16 protein-coding genes are annotated in these 16,586 nt (G+C 66.8%); 12 read left to right on the forward strand and 4 right to left on the reverse strand.

All coding sequences use genetic code 11. From position 1 onward, the window contains the following. Positions 1-14: 14 nt before the first annotated feature. From C0J29_RS11070 to C0J29_RS11080, 3 genes are read left to right on the forward strand one after another with little or no spacing between them, the layout of a single operon-like run. On the forward strand, positions 15-929 hold the full coding sequence (locus C0J29_RS11070) for a metal-dependent hydrolase (RefSeq protein ID WP_120792339.1): 915 nt from the start codon (positions 15-17) through the stop codon (positions 927-929). 3 nt (positions 930-932) lie between these two features. Then, the gene (locus tag C0J29_RS11075; RefSeq protein ID WP_120792340.1) at positions 933-2,669 is read left to right on the forward strand and encodes an SDR family oxidoreductase; all 1,737 of its coding nucleotides are present in this window, start codon (positions 933-935) and stop codon (positions 2,667-2,669) included. Positions 2,670-2,672: 3 nt separating this feature from the next. After that, positions 2,673-3,755 carry a PDR/VanB family oxidoreductase gene (locus C0J29_RS11080; RefSeq protein ID WP_120792341.1) on the forward strand — a complete coding sequence of 361 codons (1,083 nt, stop codon included), beginning with the start codon at positions 2,673-2,675 and terminating at the stop codon, positions 3,753-3,755. On the opposite strand, the gene C0J29_RS33340 is transcribed toward C0J29_RS11080, so the two are convergent. Next, positions 3,752-5,515, reverse strand: coding sequence for an alpha/beta fold hydrolase (locus C0J29_RS33340; protein ID WP_162951434.1), 1,764 nt, complete (start codon positions 5,513-5,515; stop codon positions 3,752-3,754). The two genes, C0J29_RS11080 and C0J29_RS33340, sit on opposite strands and share 4 nt — an antisense overlap. A gap of 82 nt (positions 5,516-5,597) precedes the next feature. Then, on the reverse strand, positions 5,598-6,950 hold the full coding sequence (locus C0J29_RS11090) for an HNH endonuclease signature motif containing protein (RefSeq protein ID WP_120792342.1): 1,353 nt from the start codon (positions 6,948-6,950) through the stop codon (positions 5,598-5,600). A 103-nt stretch (positions 6,951-7,053) separates the two neighbouring features. On the opposite strand from C0J29_RS11090, the gene dapB reads away from it, so the two are divergent. Genes dapB through C0J29_RS11105 form a run of 3 tightly spaced genes read left to right on the forward strand, consistent with a single transcriptional unit; the run spans position 7,054 to position 8,692 of the window. Then, positions 7,054-7,791 (forward strand): 4-hydroxy-tetrahydrodipicolinate reductase, encoded by a 738-nt coding sequence (gene dapB, locus C0J29_RS11095; protein ID WP_120792343.1) that lies wholly within the window; start codon positions 7,054-7,056, stop codon positions 7,789-7,791. Continuing rightward, positions 7,788-8,243 carry a hypothetical protein gene (locus tag C0J29_RS11100; protein ID WP_120792344.1) on the forward strand — a complete coding sequence of 152 codons (456 nt, stop codon included), beginning with the start codon at positions 7,788-7,790 and terminating at the stop codon, positions 8,241-8,243. The genes dapB and C0J29_RS11100 overlap by 4 nt, the downstream gene beginning before the upstream one ends. Continuing rightward, positions 8,240-8,692, forward strand: a complete 453-nt coding sequence (locus C0J29_RS11105) for a flavodoxin family protein (protein WP_162951435.1) — start codon at positions 8,240-8,242, stop codon at positions 8,690-8,692. The genes C0J29_RS11100 and C0J29_RS11105 overlap by 4 nt, the downstream gene beginning before the upstream one ends. A gap of 13 nt (positions 8,693-8,705) precedes the next feature. Here C0J29_RS11105 and C0J29_RS34755 read toward each other — a convergent pair whose 3' ends face one another. After that, positions 8,706-9,299, reverse strand: a complete 594-nt coding sequence (locus C0J29_RS34755) for an ester cyclase (RefSeq protein ID WP_120792346.1) — start codon at positions 9,297-9,299, stop codon at positions 8,706-8,708. A gap of 214 nt (positions 9,300-9,513) precedes the next feature. Here C0J29_RS34755 and C0J29_RS11115 point away from each other — a divergent pair, with 214 nt between their 5' ends. Beyond that, on the forward strand, positions 9,514-10,221 hold the full coding sequence (locus C0J29_RS11115; RefSeq protein WP_120792347.1) for a GAF and ANTAR domain-containing protein: 708 nt from the start codon (positions 9,514-9,516) through the stop codon (positions 10,219-10,221). 69 nt (positions 10,222-10,290) lie between these two features. Here C0J29_RS11115 and C0J29_RS11120 read toward each other — a convergent pair whose 3' ends face one another. Continuing rightward, entirely contained in the window at positions 10,291-11,049 is a 759-nt protein-coding gene (locus C0J29_RS11120; protein WP_371872487.1) for a thioesterase family protein, read from the reverse strand. A 169-nt stretch (positions 11,050-11,218) separates the two neighbouring features. Between C0J29_RS11120 and C0J29_RS11125 the strand changes: the two genes are divergently transcribed. From C0J29_RS11125 to C0J29_RS11145, 5 genes are all read left to right on the forward strand, one after another. Then, positions 11,219-11,620 carry a PNPOx family protein gene (locus C0J29_RS11125; RefSeq protein WP_120792349.1) on the forward strand — a complete coding sequence of 134 codons (402 nt, stop codon included), beginning with the start codon at positions 11,219-11,221 and terminating at the stop codon, positions 11,618-11,620. A 54-nt stretch (positions 11,621-11,674) separates the two neighbouring features. Beyond that, on the forward strand, positions 11,675-13,210 hold the full coding sequence (locus C0J29_RS11130) for a class I adenylate-forming enzyme family protein (protein ID WP_120792350.1): 1,536 nt from the start codon (positions 11,675-11,677) through the stop codon (positions 13,208-13,210). 179 nt (positions 13,211-13,389) lie between these two features. Beyond that, entirely contained in the window at positions 13,390-14,184 is a 795-nt protein-coding gene (locus C0J29_RS11135) for a PPE family protein, SVP subgroup (RefSeq protein ID WP_120792351.1), read from the forward strand. A gap of 22 nt (positions 14,185-14,206) precedes the next feature. Beyond that, entirely contained in the window at positions 14,207-15,343 is a 1,137-nt protein-coding gene (locus tag C0J29_RS11140) for a PPE family protein (protein ID WP_120794676.1), read from the forward strand. A gap of 156 nt (positions 15,344-15,499) precedes the next feature. Next, positions 15,500-16,585 (forward strand): PPE family protein, encoded by a 1,086-nt coding sequence (locus C0J29_RS11145; protein ID WP_120792352.1) that lies wholly within the window; start codon positions 15,500-15,502, stop codon positions 16,583-16,585. The last annotated feature ends 1 nt before the right edge of the window (position 16,586 follow it).

Consider the following 16,586-nt stretch of genomic DNA (forward strand, 5'->3'; position numbering starts at 1 on the left):
GCAAGGGGGCCGTAATGAGCACAATTGACGATCGGGCGGTGGGCCCGCACTCAACGTCGGATGCCGCCGACCACGAACGCCTGGTCCTCGAGGCGCGCAACGTCTCGTTCGACTGGGCCGGCCTGCCGTTTCACTACGTGCCCGGCCAGCCGATGGCCACCCACGTCCTCAATGTGCTGCACCTGCTGCTGCCCGCCGGTGAGGAGTTCTTCGTCGACGTCTTCAAGAAGACGCTGCCGCTGATCAAGGACGATCAACTGCGCCTCGATGTGCAGGGATTCATCGGCCAGGAAGCGATGCACTCCCAGGCGCACTCCGGAGTGCTGGCCCACTTCGACGCCCAGGGCATCGACCTGACGCCGTTCACCGACCAGGTGCGGTGGCTGTTCGGAAAGCTCCTCGGGGAGAGGCCGCAGCGCAGCGTGCGCCGGCAGCACAGCTGGTTGCTGGAGCAGGTGGCATTCATCTCGGCGATCGAGCACTACACAGCGGTCCTGGGGGAGTGGATCCTGGACTCGCCGGCGCTGGACGCCGTCGGCACACACCCGGTGATGCTGGACATGCTGCGCTGGCACGGAGCCGAAGAGGTGGAGCACAAGGCCGTCGCGTTCGACACCATGCGGCACCTGCGGGCCGGATACTGGCGGCAGATCCGCGCTCAGCTGGCCGTGACACCGGTGCTGACGCTGTTGTGGATTCGTGGGGTGCGGTTCATGTTCTCGGTGGACCCGTGCGTGCAGCCCGGCACCAAGGCGCGCTGGCGCGACTTCCTGCGGGCAGCGCGGCGCGGGCTGGTGCCGGGGCCGCTGCGCCTGATCGGGGTGGTCGGCTCGTATTACCGGCCGGGCTTCCACCCGTCCCAGCTTGGTGGGCTGGAGCGGGCCGTCGACTACCTCGCGGTGTCGCCCGCCGCTCGGGCGTCGCACTGAAACATGGCTATTATCACCGCATCTGACGGTGTCACGCTGGCCGTGCACCGCTACAACGACATCGACCCGGCGCGCCCGACCGTGCTGGCCATCCACGGCTATCCGGACAATCACCAGGTGTGGGACGGTGTGGCCGAACTGCTCGCGCAGCGCTACAACGTCGTCGCCTACGACGTGCGTGGCGCGGGTGAATCATCATCGCCGGCAACCAGATCCGGATATGCGCTGCCGCAGCTGGTCGACGACATCGGTGCCGTCATCGACAGCCTCGGTGTCGAACGGGTGCACCTGCTGGCGCACGACTGGGGCTCGGTGCAGGCGTGGTCGGCGGTCACCGACGAGGCGGTGATGGCCAAAGTCGCGTCCTTCACTTCGATTTCGGGGCCGCACGTGCGGCATATCGGTCAGTTCGTGCGCTCGGCGCGCACCCCGCGCGAGCTCGGCCGGGTGGCCCGGCAAGCGAGTTCGTCGGTGTATGTCGGGTTTTTCTTGAGCCCCGGGCTGCCGGAGTTGTTCTTCCGGTCCCGGTTGGGAGTGAAAGTCGTTGAGGGACTGGAACGGTTCGGGCGGTCGAGCACGCTGAGCCGCCGTACCAAGTCGCCGCGGGCCATCGGCGACTACGTCAACGGCTTGAACCTGTACCGCGAAAACCTGCCCGCGCCACTGGTTTCGCCGGGCGATGAGGTGCCGCAGACCACCGTCCCGGTGCAGGTTCTGATCCCTGGCAAGGACCTTTTCATCACGCCGGCTTTGCAGCGGTACGTCGGGGCGATTCCGCCGACGGGCCGGGTTGTTCCGATCCAAGGTGGGCACTGGGTGGTGACGTCGCGCCCGGACGTGATCGCGCGGCTGACCGGCGAGTGGATCGACCAGGTCGTCGGCGGGTTGCCGGAATCGGAGCTGCGCGGTGGACCGCGCGAGGTGGGCGGCAAGCTGGCGCTGATCACCGGGGCGGGGTCGGGCATCGGCCGCGCGACCGCGGTGGAATTGGCCCGCAACGGCGCGGCCAAAGTCGTGATCGTGGACCGTGACCCGGGCGCCGCCGACGAGACGGCCGATGCCGTCCGCGCGGCCGGTGCGCAGGCGGCCGTCTACCAGGCCGATGTCACCGACGAGGACATGATGAATGACCTTGCCGCGCAGGTGTTTAACGAACACGGCGTGGTCGACATCCTGGTGAACAACGCGGGCATCGGGATGGCCGGACGGTTTCTGGAGACGTCTCCGCGGCACTGGGACGACATCATGGCGGTCAACGTCCGGGGCGTCATCACCGGCAGCCGGGCCTTCGGCGCCCAGATGGTGAAGCGCGGCGAAGGCGGCACCATCATCAACCTGTCGTCGGCCGCGGCGTTTCTTCCGTCGAAGTCGATGGTGGCGTACAGCACGACGAAGGCGGCGGTGCTGGGATTCAGCGAGGCCCTGCGTGCCGATCTCGCCGACGAGGGCATCACCGTCACCGCCGTGTGCCCGGGTTTCGTAAACACCAATATCGCCAAAAGCACTGTCTACGCGGGTTTGTCGGAGCAGCAGCAGGAGCGGGCCCGGGCGAAGGCGGACGCCACCTACCGCCGGCGCAACTACACCCCGGAAGCCACCGCCAAGGCGATCGTCAAGTCCATCAGGACCGGGCCCGCGGTGCTGCCCGTCGCTCCGGAGTCCCGGCTCGGATATGCGATGCGGCGCATCAGCCCGTCCGCCATTCGCTTGCTGGCTCGCCTGGATATCCGGCAGCAGTAGGGAATGACGGTGCCGGACAGTATCTGGACGAGCAGGCCCGCCGACCTTTATGGCCGCCGCGACCGCGACCGGTTCTTCACGGTCTTGTGGGGCGTGCGCACCGTGATGGGCGGGCTTTCCGCGGCCTCGCGGTGGAAGCCGTCGCGGGTGACGCCGGTGCCGCGCACACATCGCGCGAGGGTCATCGCGCGGGAGCTCGTTGCCCCCGATGTGGTCGCCCTGACGCTGGCGGACCAAGACGGCGGCCTGCTGCCGTCCTGGACGCCGGGCGGTCACATCGACGTGCAGCTGCCCTCGGGGCGTCGCCGGCAGTACTCCCTGTGCGGACCGCCGGGGCGCCGCACTGACTACCGGATAGCGGTGCGCCGCATCGCCGACGGCGGCGGCGGGTCGATCGAGATGCACGACGCCTTCGATGTGGGCGACACGGTGTTGTTCGAAGGACCCCGCAACGCGTTCTATCTCGGGACGTCGGAGCGCGACGTGTTGTTCGTGATCGGCGGCATCGGGGTGACGCCTATCCTGCCGATGATGCGAGTCGCGGCTCAGCGCGGAATCGATTGGCGGGCAATCTATGCCGGCCGCAGCCGGGAATACATGCCGCTGCTGAAAGAGGTGCTGGCGGTGGCGCCCGAGCGGGTCACGGTGTGGGCCGACGACGAACGGGGCGGGATCGCCTCGGTGGATGATCTGCTGGCCGGTGCCGGGCCGACGACCGCGGTGTACGTCTGCGGGCCGGCCGCGATGCTGGAGGCGGTCCGGGTGGCCCGCGACCGACACGCCAATGCGCCCTTGCATTACGAACGGTTCAGTCCGCCGCCGATCGTCAACGGAACCGAGTTTGAGCTGGAGCTGGCGCGCTCGCGGCAGGTGCTCAGCGTCCCGGCGAATCGCTCGGCGCTTGAGGTCATGCTCGACCGCGATCCGACGACGGCCTATTCCTGCCAGCAGGGTTTCTGCGGCACCTGCAAGGTCAAAGTACTTGCCGGACAAGTCGAGCGGCGCGGCCGCACCGCCGAGGGTGGCGACGAGATGCTGATCTGTGTCTCCCGTTCGGCCGGCGGCCGGCTGGTGATCGACCGCTAGAACACACCTTTCTCGACCAGCACATCGGCGTAGCTGGTCAGGTCGGCGGCGAACAACTCGGGCTGCTCGAAGGCGGCGAAGTGGCCGCCGCGGCCGTGAACGGAGTGATGGACCAGGTTGTATCGTGCTGCCGCCCAGGCGCGGGGCGTCTGCAGCATCTCGCCCGGATAGACGGCGTAACCGGTCGGGACGTCGACGCGGCCGGTCCAGTCGCTGAGCGGGCCGGTGCCCGCACGAGAGGATTCGCAATACAGGCGCGCCGCCGAGGTGGCGGTGCCGGTGAGCCAGTAGAACATCAGGTTGTCGATCAGCCGATCGGTGCGGATGGGCATGCCGTCGGAGATGTCGCACCAGGCGTGAAACTTCTCCAGTATCCAGCCGGCCAGGCCCAGCGGGGAGTCGTCCAGCCCGAAGCCCAGCGAATGTGGCCGTGTGGACTGGATTTCCATGTACGCGGTGCCGTCTTTGATCCGTTCGACGCCGGCCGCGACGGCCGCCCATTCCGCCTCGGTGACGTTCGCCAGCAATTCGGCGTCGTTCTGGTCGGGCGGCGCGAACAGCATGTTGGTGTGGATCGCGACGGCGTGCTGCGGGTAGTGCTCACCGAGATGACGGGTGACCAGAGCGCCCCAATCGCCGCCCTGCGCGACGTAGCGGTCATATCCCAGCTGGGCCATCACGTCGGCAACGGCCGCGGCGACCTTCGCGACGTCGACCCCGCGCTCTTCCGTGGGGCCGGAGAAGCCGTATCCCGGCATCGACACCAGGACCACGTGAAACCGCTTCTGCAGCAACGGAAGTACATCGAGGAACTCGACCACCGAGCCCGGCCAGCCGTGGGTGATGACCAGGGGAATGGCGTCTTTGTGCTCTGACCTGGTGTGCAGGAAGTGCACCCGTTGCCCGGCTGCCTCGGTGATGAAGGAACCGGCGGCGTTGACTTCGGCCTCGGTGGCACGCCAGTCGTAGCGGTGCACCCAGTGGTCAATGACCGTTTTCAGGAAGGCCTGCTCGGTGCCGTAATCCCAGTCGGCTCCGGCAATTTCCACCGGCCAGCGCGCCGAGCTGAGCCGGCGGCGTAAGTCGTCGAGTTGGTCCTGCGGGATCTCGATCGGGTACGGCTTGATCGGCGAGGCCGCCGCTGGCGTGCTCGGCGCGGCTACCGGCGGCGTGATCAGTGAGGCTATGGCTGGAATGCTCGGCGGTACCTGAACGGGCGCCGTTGCCTGCTCGGGCGCCTCTTCGGCGGTCGAGCGGTACAGGCGGTAACCCACGTGCGGCACCGTCACACCGGGCAGCGGTTTCCACACGTAGGTGCGGTCGTCGAGCTGGAAGCCGTGCTTCTCGTAGAAGTTGCGGGCTTTTTCATTCTTGTTGGCGGCCCACAGGATGACGTCGTTGTCCGGATAGGTGCGCAGCATCTTGTCCAGCAACATGCCGCCGATGCCGGTCCGCTGGTTGTCGTCAAGGATGTAGAGCGCGTCGATCTGAATGTGCTTGGGGTTGGACAGGTCCGGCCCGAACAGCGCCATCCCCAGCAACTGCCCCCGCGCCTCGGCCATCAACATCTGCCAGCCGCCCCTCTTGAGCGCCGTCGGGTAGAACGTGTCGACCCACGTTTTCGGCGTGCTGATCATGTCCAGGACATGGGTGGCCACGATGCCCTGCCAGGACCGTCGCCATACCGGATAGTGCATCGCCGCCACCCTGGCGTAATCCTTCGGCTTGGCCTCGCGGATCCGGATATCGCTGGATCTCACGCGCGCACCTCTGCTTTCTCGCACCGACATCTCGACCATCCCAGCCTAGAGAGGCGCCCCTGTGCCGCGTCCTGCCGCATCCCTACGGCCCCGCCCGTTCGTCATCGTCGTCGCTGAGAAGTCGTTCGGGGTGGTGGTAATCGTTGGTGCGGGGGCCGCCGCGGTCGAAGCGTTTCGGTGGGGTCCATGCGGTGCGATGGTTGGCAAGTTTAGTTGTGGTCCAACCTCTTTCGATCAATTTGTGGTTAGGGGCGCAGGCCAGGGTGAGGCTGTCGATGTCGGTGTTGCCGCCGGTGGCCCATTCGTTGACGTGGTGGACTTCGCATTTGTCGGCGGGGACATCGCAGCCGGGGTAGGTGCACCCGCGTTCGGCCGCGATCAGGGCCAGTCGTTGATCGGCTGAGGCGATGCGGCGGGCGCGCCCCAGGTAGAGAGGCCGGTTGGAGTGTCCGTCAAAGATGGCCAGGTAGTGGACGGCGCGGCTGGCCATCTTGATCAGTTCGCGCATTGGGACCACAGTGCCGCTGGCGGTGACGCCGCGGCCGGTGGCTGTGGTCAGTTCCTGCAAAGTGGTGGTGACTACGACGGTGACGGGCAGGCCGTTGTGCTGGCCGAGGTCGGGGTCGCCGAGTTGGCGGCGCAGCAGTTCGTTGAGGGCGTCGTGCTGGCGTTGGCCGGGGGTGCGGGTGTCGGTCTCGGGGGTGGCATCCGGCGCGAGGTTGTCGGGGTTGCACATGCCAGGGGCCGCGAAGCGGGCCAGCCAGGCTTCGATGTTGGCGCGCAGTTCGGGGGTGGCGATGAGGGTGGCTTCGCTCATGCCGTCGGCGCGCTGGGGTTTGAAGGTCAAGCTGCGCTGGCGGGCGCGGTCGTGGTCGGAGAATTTTCCGTCGGGGTTGATCAGTACGGCGGCGCGTTTGGCGGCTTTGTCGAGTTGGTCGGGGCGAAGTTGGGTGGCTTGATGGGCCAGCAGGTGTTCGGCGTGCTCGATGACGGCAGCCGGGGTGACAGCGGGCAGGTCGCGGACAAAGCTTTGGATGACCCGCAGGTGCTGGGCGTCGAGCATGCCCTGACGCCACAGCTCGGCCGTGGCTGGTAGTTCGGGGGGTAACCGCTGTCCGGTGAGTGTGGTGCGTGGGGCGAGTTGGGCGGCATCCCGGATGCGGCGGCGCGCTTCGGCGTAGCTGATGCGGCACCAGTCGGCGATGACCTGATGGGCGGGTCCGCCGATGTCGGCAGGGTCCGCGACGGCGAGGCCGGCGATGAGGTCGTGGCTGACCACGGCTTGCCGTCGGCGGGAGGTTTCGAGACGTTCCAGGGCCCGGCATCGCACCACCGGGTCCAGCATCTGGTGCTGTAGGTCAGCGATTGAGGCGACCGCGGCGTCGAGTGCATCGAAAGCGGCTACCAGCTCTGCCGGAGCGGTTATCGCACGCATGTTCGAATTCTATTGAGCGGCGTAGCTGCGCGCCGCTTCGAAAACCCGAGCTGTGGACAAACACCCAACTGTGCATAAACCCCTTCCCAGTAGGCTTCAGCCCATGCGGGTCGGTGTGCTGGGAGCCAAAGGCAAAGTCGGGGCGACAATGGTGCGGGCGGTCGAGTCCGCCGACGATCTGACCCTTTCGGCACAAGTCGACCAGGGCGACGCGCTGAGCCTGCTGACCGACAGTGGTACCGAGGTGGTCATAGATTTCACCCATCCCGACGTCGTGATGGACAATCTGAAGTTCCTCATAGACAACGGCATTCACGCTGTCGTCGGCACTACCGGATTCACCAACGAGCGCATCGAACTGGTCGAGTCCTGGCTCGCAAAGAATGCCGGAACCTCCGTACTGATCGCGCCGAACTTCGCCATCGGCGCGGTGTTGACCATGCATTTCGCCAAGCAGGCCGCGCCCTACTTCGACTCGATCGAGGTCATCGAGCTGCACCACCCGCATAAGGCCGACGCGCCTTCGGGCACTGCCACCCGGACCGCCAAGCTGATCGCCGAGGCCCGAAAAGGCTTGCCGCCCAATCCCGATGCCACCAGTACCAGTCTGCCCGGCGCCCGCGGCGCCGACGTCGACGGCATCCCCGTGCACGCGGTCCGACTGGCTGGACTGGTCGCGCATCAGGAGGTGCTGTTCGGCACCGAAGGCGAGACCTTGACCATCCGCCACGACAGTCTCGACCGCACGTCCTTCGTACCCGGCGTCCTGCTGGCGGTGCGTCGCATCGCGGAGCATCCGGGGCTGACCATAGGTATAGAGCCACTGCTCAACCTGCAATGACGAAAACCCTGCGCATCCAGCTGCTGATCGCCTTCCTCTGCGCGGCGATGCTGGTCTACTTCGTCCTGCTCGGCCGAATCGCGCTGGTGATGGTCGGATCTGGTCGGCCGGCCGCGGTGGGCCTGGGTCTAGCGCTACTGATCATGCCGTTTCTCGGGTTGTGGGCGATGATCGCGACGCTGCGCGCCGGATTCGCCCACCAGAAGCTGGCCCGCCGCATCGCCGACGACGGAATGGAACTCGACGTCAGCAGTCTGCCCCGGCGGGCGTCGGGCCGCATCGAGCGTGGCGCCGCCGATGCGTTGTTCGAAACCGTCCGCACCGAACTGGAGGATGACCCAGATAACTGGCGTCACTGGTACCGGCTGGCGCGGGCTTACGACTATGCGGGGGATCGGCGTCGGGCACGGGAAGCGATGAAGGCGGCGGTCCAGCTGGAGGCTCAAGGGTGAGCAGGCTGTTGATCGTCCATCACACGCCATCGCCGCACTGCCAGGAGATGCTCGAAGCGGTAGTCGCAGGCGCGACCGACCCGGAAATCGAGGGCGTGGAGGTTCTGCGACGACCGGCCCTCACCGTTTCACCGGTGGAGATGCTGGAGGCCGACGGATACCTGCTCGGCACGCCGGCGAACCTCGGGTACATCAGCGGTGCCCTCAAGCACGCCTTCGACGAGTCCTACTACCAGCTGCTTGACGCCACCCGGGGAAGGCCGTTCGGCCTCTACATCCACGGCAACGAAGGCAGCGAGGGCGCTGTGCGGGCGGTCGATGGCATCACCGCGGGCCTCGGGTGGGTGAAAGCGGCGGATCATGTGGTGGTGTCGGGCAAGCCTTCGAAGCCGGAACTCGAGGCCTGCTGGAACCTCGGCGCGACGGTCGCCGCGACACTGATGGGATAGGTTGGCCGGCTTCTCAGTTACGGGGTCTGCGCGCGCGCAGCGCCGCCCGCGCGACAGTTACGGGGTGGTTGAGGAGCGTTGCGATCCGACCTGCGGTGCTGTTCGGATCGCGTCCGACACCAAGCTGAATCAGCAGGTCCATGCGGTCGAAATAAGCGCGCTCGCATACGAGTTCGGCTCCGTCGAATTCGAAGACCAACGCAAGGGGCAGCTTGACCGCGCGGCCTGTCGGGGGAAGGCCGCGATATGGCCCGAGGTGCGTACCGCGCACATGAGTTTCCATCAACACCTGGTGGTCGTGATGGCAGAGCGAACCGGGCTCGATGTCGAAGCGCATGTCTGGAAAGGCAATGAAAAGTTCGCGGTAGGAGTCGGCAACCGCGTCGTGACCGACGGCGACCTCGCCGGGGAGTTCCGTTCTTGCCACACCGGACTTGAAGGTCGCGAGCGTCGCAGCGATGTCATGCTGGTTCTCAGCTTCGAGGTGGTTGACGACCGTGGTCGCACGCAGTTGCCGAACGGCAGGCTCAATTGACTCGGACACGTGGCTCCCACTTCCCTTGTGGCTGCCCGCGGGCTTTGCCGGGTAGCAGAATTCTAGATGCATGCGCGGACGGAGAGTGCGATTAGCAGCAGCCTTCAAGCATGCCCTCGACAAGACCGACTGCAGCAACTCACTCCCGCCCGGAGCTGATCAGTGGACCTGGTCGACGGCAAAGAAGACAATGTTGATCTGTGGACGGCATGACCGGCATGTGGTGGTGTTGGGCAAGTCCGCGAGGCATGGACTGAGCCGCTCAGGTGAGAGACGGGAGAGCAGCATGGTCACACCGCCTCCTGCAGCGGATGACCTCGCACACCTGCTCGGCACTCTCGCTGTGGAGCTGGAGGGCCACAGCGACCCGGAAGAGGTGTTGCAGGAGATCGTGCGGAGCTCGGTGCAGATCGTGCCCGGCGCCCGCTGGGCGGGGATCTCTTTTCTCGAGGGCGACCGGATCGAGTCGCGGGTTCCCACCGATCAGCTGGTCGCCGAGTTGGATGCGTTGCAGACGACGCTCGACGGAGGCCCATGTCTGAGCGCATTGCGTGAACACCACACGGTCAAGGTCGACGACATGGCCACTGAAAAGCGGTGGCCACGCTTCGCGGAAGCAGCCATGCACCGCGGAGTTCGAAGCCTGCTGTCGTTCCGGCTGTTCGTCCGCCGCGGAAGTCTGGGAGCCCTCAACCTTTACGGCGGCGAAACCAAGGTTTTCGACGAAGAGTCCATTCTCGTCGGGGAGGTGCTGTCCCAACACGCCTCAGTTGCGCTCGCCCGCCTCAACTCCGAGGCGCGGTTCCAGCGGGCGCTGGACAGCCGGGACATCATCGGTCAAGCCAAAGGCCTGCTGATGCAGCGCAACGACGTCGACGGTCTGCATGCGTTCCGGATGCTGCTCAAGGTGTCCCAGGAGACCCACACGAAGCTGGTCGACGTTGCGCAATGCCTGGTTCAGGCACATGAGGCCGGGCTCGCGCAGACCGGGTAGTGGGACAAGCGCTGTTCAACGGCCACGTCTTCCTCGCCATCCCGCTCCGGCCGTTCTAACCAGCCGCAGTCAGGTATGCACAGGCTGAAACGCGTCGGCCGGCTGGCCCAGCGCCAGTGCCACACTGGTGCCGATCGGCCCGTGCCGATCGAACAGCGTCGCGCTCCCGGTGGCGACTCCGGCTGAGCCGTAATGACTCTGGGCCGCCAGCCCCACATATTCCCCGTCCGGCAGCCGGCTCGCGGTAACGGTGTAGTCGGCGTTGATGTAGCGCAATCCGCCGGTGCCCCAATGAGTCAACGAACTCGTCACATCACCGACGAAGGCCAGCCTCGTAAAAGGCGTCAACGGATATCCCTGCACCATCGGCCGAAACAGCCTTGTCCAGGCAAACTTTCGCGAATGCGACTGCTCCCACTCACCCGCCGCGATACCCGGACTACCCGCGGTCGTGGCCCCGTAGCCCCAAATCAGAAAAGGCATCTCGGGCGGAAACCCCGCAGAGTCCGGCGGAAGCGGCGGCATCTCCACCGAATCCGACCACACCTCGCCATCGGGATGCTCAGCGCGCCGAAGAAATAGCGCGCTGGCTCGCGCGACCGTCCGTCCGTTCTGCACTAGCGCACCGTCGACGAGCCTGATACGCCGGCCTTCACGCTGCACCGACGTCCGTATCTGCACCGGCTCCTGCAGAGCCGGGCGCAACAGGTCCACGGTCAAGCGGGCCGGCTGGAACTCGGGGTCGACGCCGGATTGCTCGATCCCCCAACCCAACAGGCCGCCGACGATCTGGCCGCCCATCGCCGCGCCCCACGGCCCCCGAGTCATCGGTCCGGGCAGGTAGGAGTCGCCGTCGACGGTGAAGAACGCAGCAGGCTCAGCAAGGGTCACCGCTACGACGATAGGACAACCACGTCCGGCCGCTGGCAGAAGTCCTCGCCATGAGTGGACCAAGGCCCCTGTCCCAGAGTCGGCCGCGCGAGCAGGCTCGTTCACTATGACCACCTACACAAAGCCGGGAATCCGAGACGCGGTCCGGCACTTCAACAAGCACGTGCTCAACCCCGTCATGATGACCGTGGCGGGAAGCCGCTTCTGGTACGCCTCGGTGATCGAGCACACCGGCCGGAATTCGGGAAGGCACTACTCCACCCCGGTCGTCGCCGTTCCAGTCAGCGGTGGCTTCGTCGTGCCGCTGCCCTACGGAACGGGTGTCGACTGGCTTCGCAACGTGCTGGCCGCCGGGTCGGCAACGATCACCACCAAGGGTCAGACCTACCACGTGGAGCGACCGGAGGTAGTCGACGCAGCAGCCGTCGAGCCCGAGTTGCCCGCTCCGCGACGCAAGGTGTTCCACGCCTTCGACGTTGACAGCTACGTCAGATTCACCCTGGCCTGACGTTGGGGTTGCCCCTACCGTTGGGATGGAGACGACGGTAGGTGAGGAACGGGCATGTCTGAAGTAGTGGAGATCTCGCGCGCAAGCAATCCATTCCCGCAAGACGGGATCACCGTCGATCAGAACGGCATCCCACACTACGACGGCATCCCGGCCACCCTGCTCGAGATGCTTCACGAACAGGTCACCGCCCGGCCGGACAGCGAAGCCGTGGTCGAGTTGGGCTCAGATCGCCTGACCTACCGGGAACTCTGGGACCGTGCGTCGGGCGTCGCCGGCGGTCTGCGCGCGGGCGGTCTCAAACATGGCGACCGAGTCGCGGTGCGCTACCCCGCGGGCATCAGGTGGGTGCTCGCGTTCTGGGGCACCGTGATGGCCGGAGGCATCGCGGTCGCCGTGAACACGCGATCGGCGCAGCCGGAGGTCGATTTCGTGCTAGCCGATGCCGGGGCGCACGTCGACCTGGCCGCGGACACGCCGCTGCCGGATGGTCCGCCGTATGTCTGCGACCATCTCGGCCCGAAAGACGTTGCCGCGCTGTTCTATACGTCGGGCACCACCGGGCATCCCAAGGGCGTGCCCACCACCCACGAAGCATTCGTGACCAACACGGAGAACGCAATCCGGTGTTTCAACCAGCCGCGCGACATCGGTGAGGGTCTGCGTACGCTCATCTCGGTGCCGCTGTTCCACGTGACCGGCTGCAACACACAACTTTTGGTGGCCGCCCGGCTGGGTGGAGCAGCGGTGATCATGCCGGTGCTCAACCTCGACGACTTATTGGCTACCCTGAGCGCCGAGCGCATCTCCGTGATGGGTACCGTTCCGGCGATTTACGCGTTATTGCTGCGGCACAAGGATTTCGGCACGGCAGATGTGTCCGGCGTCCGCTGGGTCGGCTACGGCGGCGCACCGATCGCACCCTCACTGGTCCGGTCGATCAAGAGCGCTTTCCCGCAAGCCGCGGTGTCAAATGCCTACGGCATGACCGAGACCGCTTCGCTGATGACTGTGCAGCCCGAGGCCGAGAGCATCGAGCACGCCGACTCAGTCGGATACGCGGTGCCCTCGGTGGATCTCGGCGTCATCCCCAGCGACGCCGGCCAGGACGGCCAACTCATCGGCGAACTGGTGACCAAGGGCGCCAACGTCACTGCCGGCTACTGGAACCGGCCCGAAGCGACCTCGAACACCATCGTGGACGGCTGGTTGCATACCGGGGACGTGGTTCGCGTCGATGACGCCGGACGGGTACACATCATCGACCGACTCAAGGACATCATCAATCGCGGCGGCGAGAACATCTCCAGCGTTGAGGTCGAAGCGGCACTGCTCGGCGCTCCTTCTGTTGCGGACGCGTGCGTTCTCGCGGTGCCGGACGAGGTGATGGGGGAGAAGGTTGGCGCGGTCCTGTTCGGGGAGCAGGTCGACGTGCCTGCGGTACTCGAACACTGCCGCGAGCAACTCGCCGACTTCAAGGTCCCGCAGTACATCTCGGTTGTGTCGACGCCGCTGCCGCGCAACGCCGGCGGGAAGCTACTCAAAGCCAAGCTCCGCGAACAGGTTCAGTGGGGTTCGGCGCTGCGCTGACGCGTCCGCACCGTTTCGGCAACATTCTCGCGCCGCGCAGCTGATTTCGGCGCGCTTACCACAGCAAGATGACACGCTCAATATGGCGTTGTTACGAAGCCGTGAACCGGCTTGGAGCGCGCCTATATGCCGGACGGGGGTGCCGATCACCCGGCCCGCCTGAAGAAGAGGAGCTACACATGTCTTTCTTGACCGCACAGCCCGATGAGTTGGCCGCCGCCGCGGGACAGCTTCAGACCATCGGCGCCCAGCAGGCCGCACAGAACACCGCCGCCGCAGTTCCCACCACCTCCGGCATGATTCCCGCTGCCGCAGATGAGGTTTCGGCGCTGCAGGCCTCCCTGTTCGCCGCTTACGGAGCGCTGTACCAACAGGTCAGCGCGGAAGCGGCCGCCATGTACGACACCTTCGTCAATACTCTCGGGCTCAGCGCACAGACCTACGCCGCCACCGAGTCGGCCAATTCGGCCGCTGCGGGACTACCCGCGGCCGCCCTGCCCGCTGCTGCACTGCCCGCGGCGCTGACGGATTCCCCGCTGGCCGACGTGGCCAACATCGTCAACATCGGCGTCGGCAACTGGGCGTCGGCGGCATCGAATCTGGTCGGATTGGCCAACGGCGGCCTGTTGCTGCCGGTCGAGGAAGGTGCGGTGGAGGGCGCGGCCGATGCCGCGGGTCTAGAAGGGGCCGCGGCGATTGGCGCCGGAGAGGCACCCGTCGCGGCAGGGCTGGTCGGGGGATCCCCGATCGGCGCGATGTCGGCGCCGTCGGCCTGGGCCGGCCCGGCCACTCTGGTGTCCAGTGTGACGCCGCGACCCCCGGGCTGGGCAGCCGCGGCGCCGCCGACGGTCCCCGCTACGACGCTGCTGCCCGGCATGCCGGGGATGGCGTCAACGGGCCGGAACAGCACCGGATTCGGCGCGCCGCGCTACGGCGTCAAACCCATCGTCATGCCCCGGCCGGCGAGCATCTGAATTCCGGAAAGGATTGACAATGATCGACTTTGGCACATTGCCCCCAGAGATCAACTCGCTTCGCATGTACACCGGTGCCGGCGCAGCGCCGATGATGGCGGCCGCCGCGGCGTGGAACGGACTGGCAGTCGAGCTCAGTACAACCGCGGATGCGTTCGAATCGGTGGTCACCGCGCTCACCACCGAGCAGTGGCTGGGCCCCGCTTCGCTGTCCATGGCCGCGGCAGCCCAACCCTTTCTGGCCTGGCTGACCTACACCGCGGAGTCCACGGCACTGGCGGGTGCGCAAGCTGTCGCGTCCGCGGCGGCATTCGAAACGGCGTATGCGATGACGGTGCCGCCGGGCGAGGTGGCCGCCAACAGGGCCCTGCTGGCCATGCTGGTGGCGACCAACATCCTGGGACAGAACACCCCCGCCATCGCAGCCACGGAGGCGCACTACGGCGAAATGTGGGCTCAGGACGCGCTGGCCATGTACGGGTATGCCGCGTCGTCGGGGGCCTCCGGAAAGCTGAACCCGTTGGCGCCGCCCGCCCAGGTCACCAACCCCGGCGGAATGGCGGAACAGGCCGCAGCGGTCAATCAGGCCGTGCAGCAGGCCGGGTTGAACAACCTGATCGGCAGCATTCCCAGTGCCGTGGGCGGCTTGGCCTCTCCGGCGGCAGCGGACGCTGCGGCTCTGGACTCGGTCACGCAGAGCATCACCGATCTGCTCGCTATCCCGTTCGTGCAGAACACCATCAACGGCGCCGTCAACACCGCTGGATGGTTCACCACCGCCGGGATCACCACCGCGGTATTCCTGCAGCACACCCTGAACACCCTGCCCGCCGCCGGGGCGGCCGCGGGGATCGGCTCCGCAGGCGCAGCAGCCGTGGCGAATGCGGTCACGCCGATTGGCGCGGGGACGGCGCCGCTGCTGGGCGCAGCGTCCTCCGTCGGTGGGCTTTCAGTACCGGCAAGCTGGTCCACGGCGGCGCCCGCCATCACCGCCGGTGCGACCGCCGCCGAGGGCAGCGGGTGGGCGGTGCCCGAGGAAGCAGGCGCTGTGGCGGGTGTACCGGGCGCACCCGGGATGGCGCTGGCGCCCAAAGGCGGCGTCGCCGGGCCCCGCTACGGGTTCAAACCGGTGGTCATGCCCAAGCACGTCGTTGTCTGATCATTGGAAGTCTCTATGAGAACGCCGAGTTGGACAGAGGCGTTTAACTCACCACGGATAAAATTCACCCGACCGGTTGCCGACGTGGTCTGGGGGTCGTTGGTGCCGTAGCGCGCCCGGACGCCCAATGGACCCACAACAAAACGGGATTCGCTATTGGATTTTGGAGCCCTACCGCCAGAGTTCAACTCGGCCTGCATGTACGCCGGCGCCGGCCCGGCGCCGATGCTGGCCGCCGCGGCCGCGTGGAACGGCATCGCTGATGAATTACGCACCGCGGCTTCCTCTTTCGGTTCCGTCGTCGAACGCCTGAGCACCGAATCCTGGGTCGGCTCCGCGTCGTTGTCGATGGCGGCCGCGGCCCGGCCGTTTGTGGCCTGGCTGGCGTGCACTGCCGAATCGTCGGCGCGCGCGGCGGCGCAGGCCATGTCATCGGTGGCCGCGTACGAGACGGCCTTTGCGATGACCGTTCCCCCGGCTGAGGTGGCGGCCAACCGGGCGCAGCTGGCCGCACTGACAGCGACGAACACCCTCGGGCAGAACACACCGGCCATCGCCCTGGTCGAGGCGCGTTACAGCGACATGTGGGCCCGTGACGCGGCGGCCATGTACCGCTATGCGGCATCCGCCGCCGCAGCCGGACAACTGGATCCGCTCGCCGGCCCGTCGCCCACTGCGAGTCCGGTCGGACTCGCGAACATGCAGCAGGCGGCCCTCGGCAGTCTGATCAGCCGGGGCCCGGCGGCAGTCGAGAGCCTCGCCGCCCCGGGCGCCGTGGATGACACGGGCTCGACGTTGCTGGACTTGTTCGTCGAGTTCGATCAAGCCGAGTTGTGGTGGGCAGACGAGTTCGATCACAACCGGGCGACGTATTACGACTACTCGATAGGCCAGATCGGCACCAACAGCGGCGATGACGACGCCGGTGTGGAGGAGTTCGCCGACTCGGCCGCCAAGCCGGTCGCGGCGGCGCATCCAGTGAGGCCTACCCCGACGGCTGGGGGGTTGGGCCAGGCGCATACGGTGGGTCGCCTGTCGGTGCCGGCAAGCTGGTCCGATTCGGCACCCGTGCGGGCCGCTAAGCCGGCTGTGAACGGCACGTACTGGGCGGTGCCCGAGCAGGACGAACACCAGGAAGCGGTTGCCCCTGGTTGGGCCGTGTCGGCCGGGCGCGGTCGTGCCGTCGCGGCACCGCGATACGGAGTCAAGCCGATCGTGATGCCCAGGCAAGGCATCGTCTGAG

Source organism: Mycobacterium paragordonae, from assembly GCF_003614435.1.
Classification (GTDB): domain Bacteria; phylum Actinomycetota; class Actinomycetes; order Mycobacteriales; family Mycobacteriaceae; genus Mycobacterium; species Mycobacterium paragordonae.

Excerpts from the sequence above, each read along its gene's own strand:
- C0J29_RS11070 (WP_120792339.1), top strand. The coding sequence starts at position 15 with ATGAGCACAATTGACGATCGGGCGGTGGGCCCGCACTCAACGTCGGAT.
- C0J29_RS11075 (WP_120792340.1), top strand. The coding sequence starts at position 933 with ATGGCTATTATCACCGCATCTGACGGTGTCACGCTGGCCGTGCACCGC.
- C0J29_RS11080 (WP_120792341.1), top strand. The coding sequence starts at position 2,673 with ATGACGGTGCCGGACAGTATCTGGACGAGCAGGCCCGCCGACCTTTAT.
- C0J29_RS11090 (WP_120792342.1), bottom strand. The coding sequence starts at position 6,950 with ATGCGTGCGATAACCGCTCCGGCAGAGCTGGTAGCCGCTTTCGATGCA.
- dapB (WP_120792343.1), top strand. The coding sequence starts at position 7,054 with ATGCGGGTCGGTGTGCTGGGAGCCAAAGGCAAAGTCGGGGCGACAATG.
- C0J29_RS11100 (WP_120792344.1), top strand. The coding sequence starts at position 7,788 with ATGACGAAAACCCTGCGCATCCAGCTGCTGATCGCCTTCCTCTGCGCG.
- C0J29_RS34755 (WP_120792346.1), bottom strand. The coding sequence starts at position 9,299 with ATGCATCTAGAATTCTGCTACCCGGCAAAGCCCGCGGGCAGCCACAAG.
- C0J29_RS11115 (WP_120792347.1), top strand. The coding sequence starts at position 9,514 with ATGGTCACACCGCCTCCTGCAGCGGATGACCTCGCACACCTGCTCGGC.
- C0J29_RS11120 (WP_371872487.1), bottom strand. The coding sequence starts at position 11,049 with ATGACTCGGGGGCCGTGGGGCGCGGCGATGGGCGGCCAGATCGTCGGC.
- C0J29_RS11125 (WP_120792349.1), top strand. The coding sequence starts at position 11,219 with ATGACCACCTACACAAAGCCGGGAATCCGAGACGCGGTCCGGCACTTC.
- C0J29_RS11130 (WP_120792350.1), top strand. The coding sequence starts at position 11,675 with ATGTCTGAAGTAGTGGAGATCTCGCGCGCAAGCAATCCATTCCCGCAA.
- C0J29_RS11135 (WP_120792351.1), top strand. The coding sequence starts at position 13,390 with ATGTCTTTCTTGACCGCACAGCCCGATGAGTTGGCCGCCGCCGCGGGA.